General features: G+C 68.5%; 15 protein-coding genes and 1 pseudogene. 8 read left to right on the top strand and 8 right to left on the bottom strand.

The features are described 5' to 3' along the window. Positions 1 to 655 precede the first annotated feature (655 nt). Together OG241_RS18215 and OG241_RS18220 are read left to right on the top strand one after the other, a co-directional pair. On the top strand, positions 656 to 2,959 hold the full coding sequence (locus OG241_RS18215; protein WP_405816546.1) for a beta-L-arabinofuranosidase domain-containing protein: 2,304 nt from the start codon (positions 656 to 658) through the stop codon (positions 2,957 to 2,959). 68 nt (positions 2,960 to 3,027) lie between these two features. Further along, entirely contained in the window at positions 3,028 to 3,159 is a 132-nt protein-coding gene (locus OG241_RS18220) for a hypothetical protein (RefSeq protein ID WP_405816547.1), read from the top strand. 429 nt (positions 3,160 to 3,588) lie between these two features. On the opposite strand, the gene OG241_RS18225 is transcribed toward OG241_RS18220, so the two are convergent. Both OG241_RS18225 and OG241_RS18230 read right to left on the bottom strand, forming a co-directional pair. After that, the gene (locus tag OG241_RS18225) at positions 3,589 to 5,292 is read right to left on the bottom strand and encodes a molybdopterin-dependent oxidoreductase (RefSeq protein ID WP_405816549.1); all 1,704 of its coding nucleotides are present in this window, start codon (positions 5,290 to 5,292) and stop codon (positions 3,589 to 3,591) included. Further along, positions 5,289 to 5,492: a hypothetical protein gene (locus OG241_RS18230; RefSeq protein WP_405816550.1), complete on the bottom strand. Its 204-nt coding sequence runs from the start codon at positions 5,490 to 5,492 to the stop codon at positions 5,289 to 5,291. The genes OG241_RS18225 and OG241_RS18230 overlap by 4 nt, the downstream gene beginning before the upstream one ends. A 216-nt stretch (positions 5,493 to 5,708) precedes the next feature. On the opposite strand from OG241_RS18230, the gene OG241_RS18235 reads away from it, so the two are divergent. The 3 genes from OG241_RS18235 to OG241_RS18245 are packed head-to-tail and all read left to right on the top strand — an operon-like array spanning position 5,709 to position 7,970. Further along, complete coding sequence (locus tag OG241_RS18235; RefSeq protein ID WP_405816552.1) at positions 5,709 to 6,956, top strand: sensor histidine kinase; 1,248 nt, start codon at positions 5,709 to 5,711, stop codon at positions 6,954 to 6,956. An 18-nt stretch (positions 6,957 to 6,974) separates the two neighbouring features. Then, positions 6,975 to 7,610, top strand: coding sequence for a response regulator (locus OG241_RS18240; RefSeq protein WP_405816554.1), 636 nt, complete (start codon positions 6,975 to 6,977; stop codon positions 7,608 to 7,610). Between the two features lie 3 nt (positions 7,611 to 7,613). Next, entirely contained in the window at positions 7,614 to 7,970 is a 357-nt protein-coding gene (locus OG241_RS18245; RefSeq protein ID WP_405816555.1) for a hypothetical protein, read from the top strand. Between the two features lie 61 nt (positions 7,971 to 8,031). Here the strand turns inward: OG241_RS18245 and OG241_RS18250 are convergent, their stop codons facing one another. From OG241_RS18250 to OG241_RS18270, 5 genes are all read right to left on the bottom strand, one after another. Continuing rightward, on the bottom strand, positions 8,032 to 8,439 hold the full coding sequence (locus tag OG241_RS18250; protein WP_365393829.1) for a PIN domain nuclease: 408 nt from the start codon (positions 8,437 to 8,439) through the stop codon (positions 8,032 to 8,034). Continuing rightward, positions 8,436 to 8,669 carry a type II toxin-antitoxin system VapB family antitoxin gene (locus OG241_RS18255; protein ID WP_053672219.1) on the bottom strand — a complete coding sequence of 78 codons (234 nt, stop codon included), beginning with the start codon at positions 8,667 to 8,669 and terminating at the stop codon, positions 8,436 to 8,438. Before OG241_RS18255 ends, OG241_RS18250 begins: the two co-directional genes overlap by 4 nt. Before the next feature lie 368 nt (positions 8,670 to 9,037). Beyond that, positions 9,038 to 9,640: a TetR/AcrR family transcriptional regulator gene (locus OG241_RS18260; protein WP_405816556.1), complete on the bottom strand. Its 603-nt coding sequence runs from the start codon at positions 9,638 to 9,640 to the stop codon at positions 9,038 to 9,040. 47 nt (positions 9,641 to 9,687) lie between these two features. Continuing rightward, positions 9,688 to 10,683, bottom strand: coding sequence for an NADP-dependent oxidoreductase (locus OG241_RS18265; protein WP_405816557.1), 996 nt, complete (start codon positions 10,681 to 10,683; stop codon positions 9,688 to 9,690). A gap of 122 nt (positions 10,684 to 10,805) precedes the next feature. Next, the gene (locus OG241_RS18270; protein ID WP_405816558.1) at positions 10,806 to 11,732 is read right to left on the bottom strand and encodes an NADP-dependent oxidoreductase; all 927 of its coding nucleotides are present in this window, start codon (positions 11,730 to 11,732) and stop codon (positions 10,806 to 10,808) included. A 136-nt stretch (positions 11,733 to 11,868) separates the two neighbouring features. On the opposite strand from OG241_RS18270, the gene OG241_RS18275 reads away from it, so the two are divergent. Further along, entirely contained in the window at positions 11,869 to 12,900 is a 1,032-nt protein-coding gene (locus OG241_RS18275; RefSeq protein WP_405816560.1) for a GlxA family transcriptional regulator, read from the top strand. Positions 12,901 to 12,971: 71 nt separating this feature from the next. Here OG241_RS18275 and OG241_RS18280 read toward each other — a convergent pair. Then, a pseudogene (locus OG241_RS18280) lies at positions 12,972 to 13,103 on the bottom strand (IS630 family transposase); the annotation flags it as partial. A gap of 316 nt (positions 13,104 to 13,419) precedes the next feature. On the opposite strand from OG241_RS18280, the gene OG241_RS18285 reads away from it, so the two are divergent. Both OG241_RS18285 and OG241_RS18290 read left to right on the top strand, forming a co-directional pair. Further along, positions 13,420 to 13,554, top strand: coding sequence for a hypothetical protein (locus tag OG241_RS18285; protein WP_306501734.1), 135 nt, complete (start codon positions 13,420 to 13,422; stop codon positions 13,552 to 13,554). A 129-nt stretch (positions 13,555 to 13,683) separates the two neighbouring features. After that, on the top strand, positions 13,684 to 14,826 hold the full coding sequence (locus OG241_RS18290; protein ID WP_405816561.1) for an IS4 family transposase: 1,143 nt from the start codon (positions 13,684 to 13,686) through the stop codon (positions 14,824 to 14,826). Positions 14,827 to 15,883 lie beyond the last annotated feature (1,057 nt).

A 15,883-nucleotide genomic window follows, 5' to 3' on the forward strand; every position in this document is an offset into this window, starting at 1 on the left:
GGTGTCTGTGCTTCTCAGCGCCCGTGAAGGCGTTTCAGGTGGGCGGCGCTTCGACCGGAAGGCTTCATGACCGACTCACTGTCCAATCAGGCACGTTGAACGACATATCGAACACTGTTCGTGAAATCGGGCAGAGGCTAAATCCGAAAAAGAGGGCGCGTCAATACATCCGACACATCCGATCCACCGAACGCACAGATGAGCGATCCGGCACTCCCCCAGCCCCCTGGCCCGGTTCATACGAGATACACCCCGTCCGCTTCCGGGAGGACGACGGCCGCCAACCCGCATTCGCAGAGCGGTACATGGCCCGTCCGCAGGTCATCGTGTACCGGGGCACGGAACTGCGCCCCCGCAGCACGTAGCCGCAGGACTACGGGACGAACCGACAGCCGGTAAGAATTTGTGTCACACGGCTAGACACAAGCAGCGTCCATATCCGTTAATCCATCCCATGTGTCAGCGAAGATCCGTTCCATATTTCGGACGACGTTTGAAAAGTCGAACCACGTGAGGAAGGTGTGGTCGGCCTGTCGGCCATAGGGCGCCACGTCGGAAGCACACAAGTCCGTGACGCGCCACGCCCGACCGTCGGACGTGTGAGCCGGCACGTCAGGAGTCCAAGCAGTCGCTCTGCCGTATCGAAAGGCTCAAGATGTCTTCCTCCGTCAGCAGGCGTCGTCTCCTGCAACTGGCCGGGGCCACCGTGGCCGGCTCTGCCACCGGATCCTTCATCGGCGCGTCTTCCGCCCAAGCGGCCGTGGTCCCCGCGAGGACCGACATCGGGGTCTTGGCGCACCCCTTCGCACTCGGCCAGGTCCGACTCAGTGCGAGCCGGTGGCTGGACAACCAGAACCGCACCCAGAACTACCTGCGGTTCATCGATGTCGACCGGCTGCTGTACAACTTCCGCGCCACCCACAAGCTGTCCACCAACGGCGCGACCGCCAACGGCGGCTGGGACGCGCCGAACTTCGGCTTCCGCACCCACATCCAGGGGCACTTCCTCACAGCATGGTCACAGTCGTACGCCGTGACCGGGGACACCACCTGCCGGGACAAGGCCACCTACATGGTCGCGGAACTGGCCAAGTGCCAGGCCAACAACAGCGCCGCCGGTTTCAACCCCGGATACCTCTCCGGCTACCCCGAGTCCAACTTCACTGCTCTCGAGCAGGGAACCAGTGGCGAGGTGCTGTACTACACCATCCACAAGACCCTCACCGGCCTGCTGGACGTATGGCGCCACATCGGCAGCACACAAGCCCGGGACGTGCTCCTCGCCCTGGCCGGATGGGTCGACTGGCGCACCGGCCGGCTGACCACCCAACAGATGCAGACCATGCTGCGCGTCGAGTTCGGCGGCATGAACGCCGTGCTGACCGATCTCTACCAGCAGACAGGCGACGCGCGGTGGCTCACCGCCGCCCAGCGGTTCGACCACGCCGCGGTGTTCGACCCGCTGGCGGCCAACCAGGACCAGCTCAACGGAATTCACGCCAACACCCAGGTCCCCAAGTGGATCGGGGCCGCCCGGGAGTACAAGGCCACCGGCACCACCCGCTACCGGGACATCGCCACCAACGCCTGGAACATCACCCTTAACGCGCACACCTACGCCATCGGCGGCAACAGCCAGGCGGAGCACTTCCGCGCCCCGAACGCCATCGCCGGCTATCTGACCAACGACACGTGCGAAAGCTGCAACACCATCAACATGCTCACCCTCACCCGGGAGCTGTTCACACTCGACCCGAACCGCGTCGCACTGTTCGACTACTACGAGCAGGCGTGGCTGAACCAGATCATCGGCCAGCAGAACCCGGACGACGACCACGGCCACGTCACCTACTTCACCCCCCTCAAGCCGGGGGGCCGCCGCGGTGTCGGCCCGGCGCTGGGCGGCGGCACCTGGAGCACCGACTACGGCACCTTCTGGTGCTGCCAGGGCACCGGCCTGGAGATGCACACCCGGCTGATGGACTCCATCTACTTCCACAACGACACCACGCTGACCGTGAACATGTTCGTGCCGTCGGTGCTCACCTGGACGGAGCGCGGTATCACCGTCACCCAGACGACGACCTACCCTGTCAGCGACACGACGACCCTTCAGGTCACCGGCAGCGTCAGCGGAACGTGGGCCATGCGCATCCGTATACCGAGCTGGACCACCGGGGCCACCATCAGCGTCAACGGAGTCGCGCAGAACATCACCACCACGCCCGGCAGTTACGCCACCCTGAACCGCTCGTGGACCTCCGGCGACACGATCACCGTCCGCCTGCCCATGCGGATCGGCATCCGACCGGCCAACGACAACGCGAACGTCGCCGCGATCACCTACGGCCCGGTGGTCCTGTCAGGCAACTACGGTGACTCCACGCTCAGCTCCCTCCCTGCGCTGACCACGTCCTCGATCAAACGGACCAGCAGCAGTTCACTCGCCTTCACCGCCACCTCCAGCGGCTCCACCATCAACCTGGGCCCGTTCTACGACGCGCACGGCTTCAACTACACCGTCTACTGGAACACCACCGGCAATACCGTCCGTCTCGTCAACGCGAGCAGCGGTCTCCTGCTGGGCATTCAGAACATGTCCACGTCCAACGGCGGCCGCGCTCTGCAATGGACGGACAACGGCACCGCCGACCACAACTGGGAAATGATCACTGATGGAAGCGCGGTCCGCTTCCGCAACGCCAACAGCGGCAAGATGCTCGGCGTCCTGAACATGGACACGGCAGACGGCGCGACCGTTCTGCAGTGGTCGGACAGCGGCACCGCCGATCACAAATGGACCCTCCTCGACCAGGGCGACGGGACCTACAAGATCCGCAACGTGAACAGCGGCAAGCTGCTCGCCATCGCGGGCAACTCCACCGCGGTCGGCGCGTTCGCGGTCCAGGACGCGGACGACGGCACCACCGACAACCGCTGGCGCATCGTGCTGAACTAGCGTCCGTCGCCGAAGGAGGGCTTGGTGTCGGCGTACGGGCTCAGGTGCAGAGGTGCGTACGGGTTGATGTGCAGAGGTGCTTCGGCGACACGCTCGGTTTCCTCCTCGCCGTCGCCGTCGCCGTCACCGTCACCGTCACCGTCACCGTCACCGTCACCGCCGCCAGGGTCCACGACTCCGCCGCCGGCACCCATTCCTGAGCAAAGTCCGCGAGCACCACCCCACCATCACCAAAACCTGGGCCGACAACGGCTACAAGACCTTGAACTGCGTCGGCCAGCGTCATCTCGCTGTCGGCCTGCTCAGGTCCGTTGATGAAACTCTCCGCGAAGACGAGCAGCGCGCGCAGCAGGCGGTCCGCCTCCGGGGCGGGCAGTCCTGCTCATCCCGCACCGCAGCGACGCGGCCGACGAGGGCGCGCCGCCCGGCGGCTGTCGCAAGATCCTGGCGATCGTGTGCGACCTCTGCAGCCGTACCGGCCGCCCTACCCGAACTGCCCCCTGACGCCCCGTCAGCCCGCCAGGCTCGAAACTACGCTCCTGACCAGCGGGAATGGTGAAGCCCCACGCAGTACCAATACTCCAGTCTGGTTTCGCGATCTATCCGGCAGGTTCGTCGGCGGACCTTGCTCAGGTGACCGTGACCTTGATCGTGTGCCAGCCGGTTGCCCCGTCGGGAAGCGGCTTGTGTGCCTGCCCTGTCTGCACCTGGCCGGTGTGGTCGATGGCGCGTACTTGCAGCCGATGCTTGCCGGGCGTCGCCTGCCACGGCCAGCTCCACTGCCGCCAGGTGTCCACCGACGGCACGGCTGCGAGCATTGCTTGCTGCCATGGCCCGTCATCCACACGGACCTCCACCGCGCTCACGCCATGATGCTGCGCCCACGCCACTCCGGCCACCATTGCCGGACCCCGCTCCAGCCGCTTGCCCGCGGTCGGTGTGTCGATCCGCGACTGTGTCTTCACCGGAGCCAGCGCCGCGTAATCCCGCCGTACCCAATAGGCGCTGAAGTCCGAGAAGCTGCTCAGCTCCAGCTCCGTCAGCCACTTCGTCGCCGATACGTATCCGTACAGCCCGGGCACCACCATCCGGACCGGAAACCCGTGTTCGACGGGCAGTGGCTCCCCGTTCATCCCGACCGCCAGCAACGCGTCCCGCCCGTCACGCAACGCCGCCGTCGGCGTACCGGCCGTATAGCCGTCCACGGAACGGCTCACCACCTGGTCCGCCCCGTCATCCGGCTCGACTTCGTCCAGCAGATCCTTGATCGACACCCCCAACCACCGCGCGTTGCCGACCAACTCGCCACCGACCTCATTGGACACACATGACAGTGTGATGTACCGCTCCACCATCGGCCGTGCCAGCAGTTGTTCGTACGTCAACGTCAGCGGCCGTTTCACCCGGCCATGAATCCTCAGCCGCCAGTCCTTCGGTTCCATCTGGGGCACCGTCAACGCGGTGTCGATCCGGTAGAAGTCCGCATTCGCGGTCACGAACTTCGTCACTCCGGGCACGCCGGCGGAGACCTTGGCGGGCAAGAGCGGTGCCGGGCTCGACGGGGACGGAAGAACCACCGCGGCCCGGGCCGCGGCCACACGCTGTGCCCAGAGCCGACGTCCGCCCGGTACGGCCACCGCAGCCGCACCGATCGCCCCGTACGCCAGCACGAGAAACCGTCTCCGGCCCGGTGGCTGTCCCACACCGTCCACCACCGGGACGCCGGTATCCGACGACGGCAGACGGACGCCCTGCACGGGGGCGGGGACTTCCTGCGCCGCCCCGCCCCCGTCCGGGCCGGTCTCGTCGCTCAGGTCCCGCGCCGACACCACCGCACGGCGCGGCAGGGTGCGACGCAGCAGTGCCAGAAGGCCGGCGGCAGCCAGTGCACCGGCCACCGACGGCAGCGGGTACGCCCACGTGGCGCTGGAGCGGGTCGCTGACGCGAGTACGCCGATCGTCCCGAACACAGCGACCCCGGCCAACCCGTACCCGAGCCGGCGCATGGCCATGACACCGATGATCGCGGCGAAGACCGCCAGCACCAGCACGATTCCCGCCTGCAGCGCCAGCTTGTCGTACGTGTAGAACACCGTGACCGCGAACTCCTTGACGGGAGTCGGCGCGGCGTCCACGGCGACGCCACCCACCGCCACGAGGGGCGCTGAGGGCCCACCCGTCGCGGCCGCCACCAGCTCACCGACGCCCAGGGCGAGCGCGGTGGCCGCGACGCCGGCAAGCTCGCCGTACCACTGTTTGAGTGGTCGTTCCGGGGCCGGCAGACCTGCCTCCTGAGCCTCCGCGCCGGCGCCGGACAGCTGTTTGGCGCTCATCGGCCGACCCGGCGTCGCCGGGCGATGCCGACACCCAGCACGACCAGACCGACGAGCGCCACGATCGGCCCGACGACCGCCCACAGCGTCACGCCGCTCATCGCCGAGCCCTTCATGACGTCAATTCCCTGCAAGGTCCAGGTCACGCCGAAAAAAAACAGCAGGACGCCGAGGACGAGGACGAGCCAGTTCTTCTTCATGGGGTACCTCCAGATGCGGACCGGGGTTCTCTACAACGAGCGTGACGGTTCTGTGGCCGCCGCGGCGACAACGCTTGGTTGGACCCCGTTGTCCACCGATCGACGTACGCACGGCTCCACCGGTGCGTGGACGTTCCCCGGCGCCGAACAGGGCACCTTGAACATGGGTGTTCGTAGACTGGCGGCCGGATCACGGCGAGCGAAGGTGGGCAGGAGGTGGCAGTGCGCAATATCGTCGACTTCGGGTTCCGCTACCGCGTCGGATGGCATGTCCTCGTCGGCGCCGTCGCGATACCTCTTGCCGTCGCCATCGCGGCCGACGTCACCGTGGCGCTCGGGCAACGCATGCTCGCTCTCATCACGCTCGCCGTCATCGTCGCCTGGTACGCCCTGGTCGCTCCGCATGCCATGGAGAACCGCGACGAGCGTTGGGGCGCGGTCTATTTCGCTGCCCTGGCGGTCGCGTTCCCGCTCCTGCTCGCCATCGCCCCGATCGGTGGCGCACTGCTGTTCGCGCTCTGCCCGCAGCTGTTCGTGATGGTCGCGAGGTGGCGCGTACGCCTGCCACTGCTGTCGATCCTCTACGCCGAACTCGCCTGGGCCATGCTGGCGAGGGTCGGCATCAGCCGCTACACGCTGGCGATGGCCGGCGTGACCGTTCTCGTACCCATGACCGTGACGATCCTCGCGGGCGCCTATCTGACCGGCATCCGCGAGCAGAACCGCAAACGGGCCGAGCTGATCGAGGAACTGACCCGGACCCGGGCCGCACTGGAACGCGCGGGCCACGAGGCCGGCGTCCATGCCGAACGTGAACGCCTGGCCGCCGAGATCCACGACACCCTGGCACAGGGCTTCACCAGCGTCCTCATGCTCGCCCAGGCCGCGCGGACGACCCTGTTCCGTGATGCGACAGCCGCGGACGGTCAGCTCGACATCCTGGAGAAAACCGCCCGCGAGAACCTCGCGGAAGCACGTTCGCTGATCGCCGCGTTGGCCCCGGTCGATCTGACCGGCCGCGGCCTCGCGGATGCCCTGGACCGGCTCGCCGCCCGGCACACCCGCGACACGGGGACGCACGTCGAGGTGTCGATCGTCGGCGAGCGGTCCGGCGCGCCCACCGGCACCGACATCGCCCTGCTGCGCACTGCGCAGGAGGCCCTGACCAACGTCGGCAAGCATGCCGACGCCACGAAAGTACGGATCGAACTACGCCATTACCACGGCCTCGTGGCACTGGCAGTGACCGATGACGGCCAGGGCTTCGCACCGGCCGTCATCGGGGGTGGATACGGCCTGCTCGGCATTCGCACCCGCGCCTCCAGCCTCGGCGGAACCTGCACGGTGCAATCGACTCCTGGCCAAGGCACCACAGTGCGGGTCGAGCTGCCGCTGACCCCGGCCGAGCAGGCGGCGCGTAGCCTGCAGCTACTACATGATCTCGGCCCCACACCCGACCACTGAGCGGGCGGAACCAGCTCGATGACTGTCCACATCCTGATCGTCGACGACCATCCCGTCGTACGCTTCGGCCTCCGCGGCATGCTTGAGGCCTACGACGACCTGCGGGTCGTCGGCGAGGCCGGCTCCGGCGACGAGGCGATCGTCCTCGCCGCCGCAACGCGCCCGCACGTCGTCCTGATGGACCTGCGGATGCCGGGTACCGACGGCGCCACCGCGACGGCGCGCATCCGCCAGGACCACCCCGGCATTCGCGTGCTCGTGCTGACCACCTACGAAGGCGACGCCGACATCCTGCCGGCGATCGAGGCCGGCGCCACCGGGTACCTGCTCAAGGACACCCCGATCGGCACCCTGACCGACGCCATCCGGGCGGCCGCCCGCGGCGAAACCGTCCTCGCCCCGCCGGTGGCCACCCGGCTGGTGACCCACATGCAGGCGCCGTCCGGGGAGCAGTTGACCCCCCGCGAGGTTCAGGTACTCGGCCTCGTCGCGCGCGGTCTGTCCAACAGCGAGATCGGTCGGCAGTTGTACATCGGCGAAGCGACGGTGAAGACACACCTACTGCGAACGTTCGTCAAGCTGAGCGTCAACGACCGCACCGCAGCGGTCACCCTCGCTCTCTCCCAGGGCATCCTCACCTCACCGCACCACTGAGCGGTGTGCAAGCTGAAGTTGCTGGTCACGGGTCTGGTGTGGACCTGGGCCGGCTACCGGGCCAACGCCACCCCGGCCGCCGCACTCACCACGATCGCCAATCCCCTCCAGAGGCCGACAGACACCTGCATCCGACTTCGCGAGGACGTGGCGCCCGCAGAATGGAGGAAGGCCATCGCGGAAGCAACAGATCAACTGTGCCTTCCCACAGTGGACGCGCGTGCGCTGAACGGCCTCAAGTTCAGCGCGGCACTGCCGACCCGGCTCGCGGAGGCCACCCTCGCCGCACGGCTCGCGGATCTGGACGGTGCGGCGGCCGCGCTCAGAGGACGGACCAGGTTCACAATTCTAGGGCAGTGACTTGGGCATCGGTCATCCAGAAGCCAACGGACCGACAACGTGAACCGGCTGCTCCAGAAGATCAGGCTCGTACGTCCCGCTGCTGAACTTCCTTGAGCACTCCGGCCACCGTCGCGAAGTCGTTGTCCACGTGGAGAACGGTGTGCCCGTGGTGTACAGCTGTCGCACACACCAACAGGTCGATCGCTCCAGCCGCGCGATGCTGGCCCCGCTGGGTCAGTTTGTACTGGGCGGTGTCGACCCAACGCCAGGCGTTCTTCGGAACCGGCGAGAGCAAGCAGAGCGCATCCAGTTCCTCTGCGAGCTCATCCCGATGGGACGGGCTGGTTGCCGAGTAGAGAAATTCGGCACGCGTCGGCTCGCAGAGGTGGAACACCCCGGCGGCAATGTGTCCCTCCCAGGGACGCAACGCACCTGGGGTGCGAAACAGGTGCCACAGAGCCGAGGTGTCCACCAGATACGTGATCACTCGAAGGCCTCGCGCCGCGCACGCTTCTCCGCGTCATGCGCCGCCGCGGCTTGCTCGAACTCACCACGCGCACCCCGCGCGGCCAACTTCTCCGCAGCCTCAAGCCGCTTGATCCGCGCCACGTAGTCCCGAAGGGCCGCGTTCACGGTCTCCTTCTTCGTCGTGACACCCATCAGCCGCATGGCCTCGGCCAGCGCCTCGTCATCGAGATCAATCTGCGTGACGGACATCGGACACCTCCAACATCCACAATGTATGTACCCAAGATACATCACCAACATTGGGCGCGCCCATCGACCACATCAGGGCGCCCTAGAACTGCTGAATCGACCCACAAAGCCCTGACCGCACCACACGGGCCCCGACCCGGAATCCTGCGGACAGGGACTGTGCGACGGGGGACTCGACGCCACGTAGGTGGGCAATCTCCGGAATCCCAGCAGCACGCGGTGGCGGTAGCCCTCCGGCCGGCCGCCCCACCCGCCCAGTCATGCCGGTATGGGCAGCAACGGCCGGATGACCTGTCATTTGGGGATTCGGGCCATGCCGCAGCCGAGGACTACCCGGATGGTCGCCTGGGCCTGAGGCTGGCCGCGCTTCAGCGAGGCAGCAGGACCTCGACCTGCCTCCGGATGTCCTGCACGATCTCCTCGACGCTCAAGGCGATGTTCACGCTCACCGCCATGCTGAGGAACATCACGGCGGACACGATGTGTGCCAGCGTCGCGGCGTCGCCCTCTGCGACCCGTTCGTCTCGGCGCAGCACGGCGGCGACGGCCTCCTCGGTCTGCGCGACGATGGCGAGTGCTGCGCCGTGCCGGGGCTCCTCGGGGTCGCCGAAGACCATCTCTCGCAGGTAGGTGCGTCCGTTGTCGATCTGGACGCGGTTGCACTCGACGATCGGCCGGACGATCGCCAGCACCGCGTCCAGCACGCCCGGGACGGTCTCGGCGTCCGCCCGGCCCTGCTCAAGTGCTTCGACGTACTTGGCGTTCTGGACAAGGAGGAGGAGTTCGCCCTTGGTCTTGGCATAGAGGAACAGCGTCCCGGTGCCGATGTCGGCCTTGTCGGCGATCTGCTGGGTCGTGACCTCATCGACGCCGTGTTCGGCGAACAGTTCACTGGCGGCAGCGACGATGCGGTCGAGTTTCTCCTGCTTGTTCCGCTCGCGCCGTCCGACCGACCGGGAGGCGACAGACATGGGTGGTGTCTCGTACGTTCTGTGTCGCCCGTCGCGGTTGCGGCGGGTCAGCTGCTGCCGATGACGGCCTTGCCGCGGATGCCGCCCTGGGACAGGGACTGCAGCGTCTGCGGAGTCTGGTCGAAGCCGACCACCTTTCCCACGACCGGACGCACCACGCCCTGGTCGACGAGGGTGGTGATCTGGCGGAGCTGGTCGCCGCTGGCGTGCATGAGCATGAACTCGTACGTCACGCCGAGCTTCTTCGCCTGCCTGCGGATCTTGCGGCTCAGGACGGCGACCCCCAGGCGCAGCAGCGGGTTGAGGCTGGCCTCGCGCGCGAAAGTGGGCTCCGGGGGACCAGCGATCTCGATGGCCTTGCCGCCGGGCTTGAGCACCCGCAGGGACTTCTCGAGAGTCTCCCCACCGAGGCTGTCCAACACCAGGTCGTAGCCGGTCAGGAGCTGCTCGAAGTCCTGGCTGCGGTAATCGATCACCGTGTCCGCGCCGAGCGCGCGCACGAAGTCCGCGTTGGAACCGCTGGCGGTCGTGGCGACGCTCGCGCCGAGGTGTGCGGCGAGCTGGATCGCGATCGAACCGAGCCCGCCGGCCCCGGCGTGGATGAGAACCTTGTGCCCGGGCCGCACCTTCCCGCGCTCCACCAGCGCCTGCCACGCCGTGAGCGCCACCAGCGGCAGCGAGCCCGCCTCTTCCATGCTGATCGAGGCGGGCTTGAGCGCCAGGTCGCCCTCCGCGACGGCGATGCGCTCGGCGAAGGTGCCGATGCGGTCCTGGTCGGGCCGACCGTAGACCTCGTCTCCGGGCTTGAAGCCGCGAACCGCCGTCCCGACGCTGATGACGGTGCCCGCGACATCGTTGCCCAGGATCAGCGGCAGCTTGTAGGGCAGGATCTGCTTCAACTCACCGGCGCGGATCTTCTCATCCAGCTGATTCAGCCCGGCAGCCTCCACCCGGATGAGCACGTCGTGCTCCCCCACGGTGGGCTCGGGGACGTCCGCCTCCCGCAGCGGCTCCTTGTACTTGGTGACGACGAACGCTCTCATGGGGCACTACTCCTTGTCTTCATCCGATTTATCCAGGTGTGAGGTCAGATCAGGACCGGTCGGTCCCGGGGCTCCAGTCCCGCTCCACCTGCCCGCAGCCGACCCGGCCGGGGCGGCCGGCGTCAGGCGACGCTCAGGACGATCTTCCCGGTGGTGCGGCCCTGCTCGCCGATCTCGTGCGCCTTCGCGGCCTCGGCCAGCGGGACGACGGTCTCGACCACGGGCGTGAGCGCACCCTGCTCGGCCAGGGCGGCGATCTCGCGCAGACCCAGGTGGTCGGGCTCGACCAGAATCCACACCGCCCGCACGTGGCCGGGGACGTCGGCGGGGACGTCGGCGGGGCCGGGCAGGGTGATCAGCCGGCCGCCCGGGCGCAGCACCGTCAGGGACCGCTCGGCGTTCTGGCCGCCGAGCCCGTCCAGCACCACGTCCACGTCCCCGACGGCGTCCTCGAAGCGGACCGTGCGGTAGTCGATCACCTCGTCCGCGCCCAGCTGCCGCAGCAGGTCGTGCTTGCCGGCGCTGGCCGTGCCGATTACGTACGCGCCGCGGGCCTTGGCGATCTGCACGGCCAGGTGGCCGACCCCGCCGGCCGCCGCGTGCACCAGCACCCGCTCACCGGCGCGCACCTCGGCGGTGTCCACCAGGGCCTGCCAGGCGGTCAGTCCGGCCAGCGGCAGCGCCGCCGCCTGCACGTGGGTGAGGTTCGCCGGCTTGGGCGCGAGGTGGCGGGCCGGGGCGACGACGTACTCGGCGTAGGCGCCGGCCTGCCGCGGGAACAGCGGCATGCCGTACACCTCGTCCCCGGGGCGGAACATCCCCACGCCCGGTCCGACGGCCTCCACGGTGCCGGAGACGTCCCAGCCGACCACCGGGATCTCGCCCCACGCGACCATGGCCCCGCTGGCCCGGGTCTTGAAGTCCACCGGGTTCACACCGGCCGCGTGGACCCGCACCAGGACCTCGTTCACTCCCGGCTCGGGCCGGGCGACCTCACGCTCCACGAGCACTTCCGGTCCGCCCCACTGCTCCACGACTACCGCACGCATGTTGTCCGCCTCACTCTTTCTTGTCTTGATCGGATACCGGCCGCCCGGGCCCTTCCCGGCGCGACGCAGTCCACGATCCGGCATCCGCCCCCACCATGGCGTTGGCCGTCTGGCCACTATGTGACAGGATCTGGCCATGAGTGAGATGCCGTGGCCATACACCGACCCGAGCGCCGACGCGGCCGGGCGGCACCGCATCGCCGTCCTCGCCCTGCCCGGCGTCCCGCCCTTCGAGCTCGGCATCCCCTCCCGCGTCTTCGGCAGCGTCATGGACGCCGACTCACGCCCGCTGTACGAGGTCACCATCTGCACCGCCGACGGCGCCCCGGTCCTCAGCGACGCCGGGTTCACCGTGCAGCCCGCGGCCGGTCCCGAGGCCCTGGCCGCCGCGGACACCGTGATCGTCCCGCCCACGCACGCCATGCCCGAGCTGGGCCGCGGCGGCCCGCTGCCGCCCGAGGTCACCGCGGCCATCGCCGGCATCCGGCCCGGCACCCGCCTGGTGTCCATCTGCGCCGGCTCCTACGTCCTGGCCGCCGCGGGCCTCCTCGACGGCCGGCCCGCCACCACCCACTGGCACCTCGCCCCCGAGTTCCGCCGCGCCTACCCCCGCGTCAAGGTCGACGAGGAGGTCCTCTTCGTCGACGACGGCGACGTCCTGACCTCCGCGGGCGTCGCCGCCGGCATCGACCTGTGCCTGCACATGATCCGCCGCGACCACGGCGCCGCCGCCGCCAACCGCGCCGCCCGCGCGTGCGTCGTCCCGCCCTGGCGGGACGGCGGCCAGGCCCAGTACATCGACCGCCCGGTGCCCGAACCCACCGTCGCCACCACCACCGCCACCCGCGCCTGGGCCCTGGAACACCTCGGCGAACCCCTCTCCCTGAACCGCCTGGCCGAACACGCCCGGATGAGCCTGCGCTCCTTCACCCGCCGCTTCCGCGACGAGGTCGGCATGACCCCCGTGCAGTGGCTCACCGCGCAACGCCTGGAACTGGCCAAGCAGTTGCTGGAGACCACCGACCTGTCCATCGACCTGGTCGCCCACCGCTGCGGCTTCGGCTCCGCCAACTCCCTGCGCGCCCACATGCGCACCGCCTTCGGTGTCTCACCCGCCTCCTACCGCCGCACCTTCCATACCGATGACCTGGTGGAAGCGGGCGTCTGAGGACACATCAGCGCCGCACATACCCGCTCCGCGAGTCGGCCAGGCTCCGCCTGAGCATCCGCTGCCGGGCCCCCTCCAGCGGAGGCCATCAGCATCATCGCCCGCCGGTAGCGCACCGAACTCGTGCTGCCCCGGCGCACGATCTGCTGCAGCTTCTGCCCCTCGTGGTCGGTCAGTCTGCGCACACGGACGGGCTCGGCCACCGCGCCTGCAGCGGTCGGATCGGATGTCACCGCACATGCAACCGCCACGACCGCCGACCCGGCGAACCTATGCGGTCACAGCACTAGCCAGGTCTCGGGCACAGGACCGTCCATGGACGGCGTGTCCCAGCACCGGATGCACCCGCGCCTGGCGGCACACGGCCCCTGGCTCCAGCACGGCGGCGAACTCCGCTGATCCACGGCACGTTGATCCGGCTGAAGGCTGATCGCCTGCCCGGCGACCGTGCCCCGAAACCGGTCTGGCTGTAGTCCTCGATGACCGGCGAAGACATCGACGTACACCGGCAGGGACTCGATGTTCAGCTGGTTCGACATCGGCCGCTACGTCGCCGACCCCCGCCGCCAGGAGCAGCTGTTCGCCCCCGCTCTCACCGCCGAGGACGGCCTCGGCCGGTACACCGACGAGCTGGGCATGGCGCAGCACCGGTGACGGGCCCGCATGCCGGTCCCGCCGCCCGGGGCTAGGGGCAATGCCGTTGCGTTAGCTTGCGGGCGTACGCTGCTGTGCAGTGTCCCGGGGGTGGTTCGGGTGGCTGCAAGTGTCTCTGAGTTATCAGGTTTGGGCCTGCTGACCTGGGTGTATCCGCCGGGTCTGGTGGATCGGGTGGTGGCGGCGTGCGGTCGTGCGGAGCAACGCAAGCGCCTGCTTCCGGCCCGGCTGGTGGTGTATTTCGTGCTGGGGCTGGCCTTGTTCTCGCCGGCTCCGTATCTGGACGTGATGCGGCATCTGGTCGAGGGGCTGCGGGGCCTGGGGCTGTTGGGCGCCTGGCATGTCCCGGCGAAGTCGTCGCTGTTCAGGGCCAGGCAGCGGCTGGGCCCGGAGCCGCTGCGGGTGCTGTTCACGACGACCGCGAAACCGATGGGTACCGAAGCCACCCCGGGCTCCTTCTGGCGCGGGCTGCGGCTGCTGGCGGTGGACGGGACCTGCTGGGACGTCGCCGACAGCCCGGCCAATGAGGCTGCCTTCGCACGCCCCGGAAACAGCCGCGGCCCCGACAAGTCCAGCTTTCCCCAGGTGCGGATGGCCTGCCTGGTGGAGGTCGGCACGCACCTCGTACTCGACGCGGAACTCGCCGGCTGCCGCACCGGGGAAGTGACGTTGGTGAGCCGTCTGCCCCGTTCCTGCGGCCCCGGTCAACTGGTCCTGGCCGACCGTGAGTTCCTCGGTGTGCCGTTGTGGCGGTCCTTCACCGCCACCGGCGCCCACCTGCTGTGGCGGGTGCCCGCCAACCGGATCCTGCCCGTCGACCGACAGTTGCGGGACGGATCCTGGCTCTCCCGCATCCACGCCCACACCGATCCCGCCCACACCGACCCGGTCACCGTGCGGGTGATGGCCTACCAGCTGGACGGCACCGGTCATGCCGCCGAGGGCTACCGGCTGGTGACCAGCCTGCTGGATGCCCGCCGATATCCCGCCCGCCAGCTGGCCGCGCTCTACCAGGAGCGATGGGAAGTGGAGAGCGTCTTCGCGGAGATCAAGACCCATCAACGCGGAGCCCACGTCGTCCTCAGCAGCAAGACCCCCGACGGCGTCCTGCAGCAGATCTGGGCCCACCTGCTGGTCCACCGCGCCCTGCGCGAGCTGATGGTGAGAACGGCCGCGACCCGGTGCCTGGACCCCGACCGGATCTCCTTCACCGAGACCCTGCGCTCCGCCCGACGCAGTGTGACTGTCACGCCGGGCAGTTTTTCCCCCTGACCTCCTGGTCAGAACCCTCGTCCTGCTCCAGCAGGACCTGCTGGAACGACTCCTGCCGCTCAGACGCCTGCGCAGCCAGCCCCGCGTCGTCAAACGCAAGATGTCCAACTACCGGCTCAAACGGGCCGAACACCACACGTGGCCCCAACCCACCCGCACCGGCACCCGGGCCATCACCATTCAACGACCCCAACCCGCAATCCCGTAACGCAACGGCATTGGGGCTAGGGGGCCATACGAGAGAGGGTCGAATAACCCCATCGGGGCCGTTTCCTCTTCGGGCCGTTTCCTTGCCCCTCGGCCGTCGCCGGGACACTTCCTCAGCAGCGACAGGCTCTCCACAGCGCAGATACCAGCCGACGTCGCCCCACCCGCGTCCGCGCACTGGCCGCGCCGGTATCAGCACCGCCTCCGCCACCGGCCCGGTGCTCAACCGGCCGTCCCGTGGATGGCTGCGCCAGCAGCGCCACCACCAAATGGGACAACGGATCGACCCCGAGACACCGCCGGCCTGGACACGTCTGCGCCGCCCCGGCCCCTGTACGGCCCCTGGGTCTTGGCATCGACCCTCAGAGCAGTCACCCCGACCGCGAGCGACACCCTCGACCATCCACTCAGCCGCAGGTCAGAGGGGTGGGAGCTCCCCCGAACACCGCCCGACTCCAAACCCGCGAGCAGCGGATCCAGTCCGTCCAAGCGAAGTTGACGCCCCGACACCCAAAAACGAACGTTTCCGCAGGTCAAGAGCCTGCACAGGTGGGGCGGGTGGGACTCGAACCCACGGCCGACGGATTATGAGTCCTTTGAGGATCTTGGCGGTCCTTGCCGATCCACGCTCATCTTTGACGTTTTCGCAGGTCAGATGCGGTAATCCGTGTGGAGGTTAGTCAGCCCTTGTCAGTCTGTTCCTGTCCTTGCGGCCTCAACTCGGCCTCAATGAGGCCCGACAGAAACGCGCTGAAGACACAGGAGACGATCGCGCCAGCTCAAGGACGGGGATCGAACCCGCGCGCAGCGGATTCTCCTTCCAACACGGAGAGGCTCCGCCCTCTGCTCG

The organism is Streptomyces sp. NBC_01390 (assembly GCF_045040105.1).
Lineage (GTDB): Bacteria > Actinomycetota > Actinomycetes > Streptomycetales > Streptomycetaceae > Streptomyces.

Bases quoted from the DNA above. Each gene is read 5' to 3' on its own strand.
- OG241_RS18285 (WP_306501734.1), top strand. From the start codon at position 13,420: ATGTTCAGCTGGTTCGACATCGGCCGCTACGTCGCCGACCCCCGCCGC.
- OG241_RS18225 (WP_405816549.1), bottom strand. From the start codon at position 5,292: ATGAGCGCCAAACAGCTGTCCGGCGCCGGCGCGGAGGCTCAGGAGGCA.
- OG241_RS18265 (WP_405816557.1), bottom strand. From the start codon at position 10,683: ATGAGAGCGTTCGTCGTCACCAAGTACAAGGAGCCGCTGCGGGAGGCG.
- OG241_RS18230 (WP_405816550.1), bottom strand. From the start codon at position 5,492: ATGAAGAAGAACTGGCTCGTCCTCGTCCTCGGCGTCCTGCTGTTTTTT.
- OG241_RS18260 (WP_405816556.1), bottom strand. From the start codon at position 9,640: ATGTCTGTCGCCTCCCGGTCGGTCGGACGGCGCGAGCGGAACAAGCAG.
- OG241_RS18270 (WP_405816558.1), bottom strand. From the start codon at position 11,732: ATGCGTGCGGTAGTCGTGGAGCAGTGGGGCGGACCGGAAGTGCTCGTG.
- OG241_RS18255 (WP_053672219.1), bottom strand. From the start codon at position 8,669: ATGTCCGTCACGCAGATTGATCTCGATGACGAGGCGCTGGCCGAGGCC.
- OG241_RS18240 (WP_405816554.1), top strand. From the start codon at position 6,975: ATGACTGTCCACATCCTGATCGTCGACGACCATCCCGTCGTACGCTTC.
- OG241_RS18215 (WP_405816546.1), top strand. From the start codon at position 656: ATGTCTTCCTCCGTCAGCAGGCGTCGTCTCCTGCAACTGGCCGGGGCC.
- OG241_RS18275 (WP_405816560.1), top strand. From the start codon at position 11,869: ATGAGTGAGATGCCGTGGCCATACACCGACCCGAGCGCCGACGCGGCC.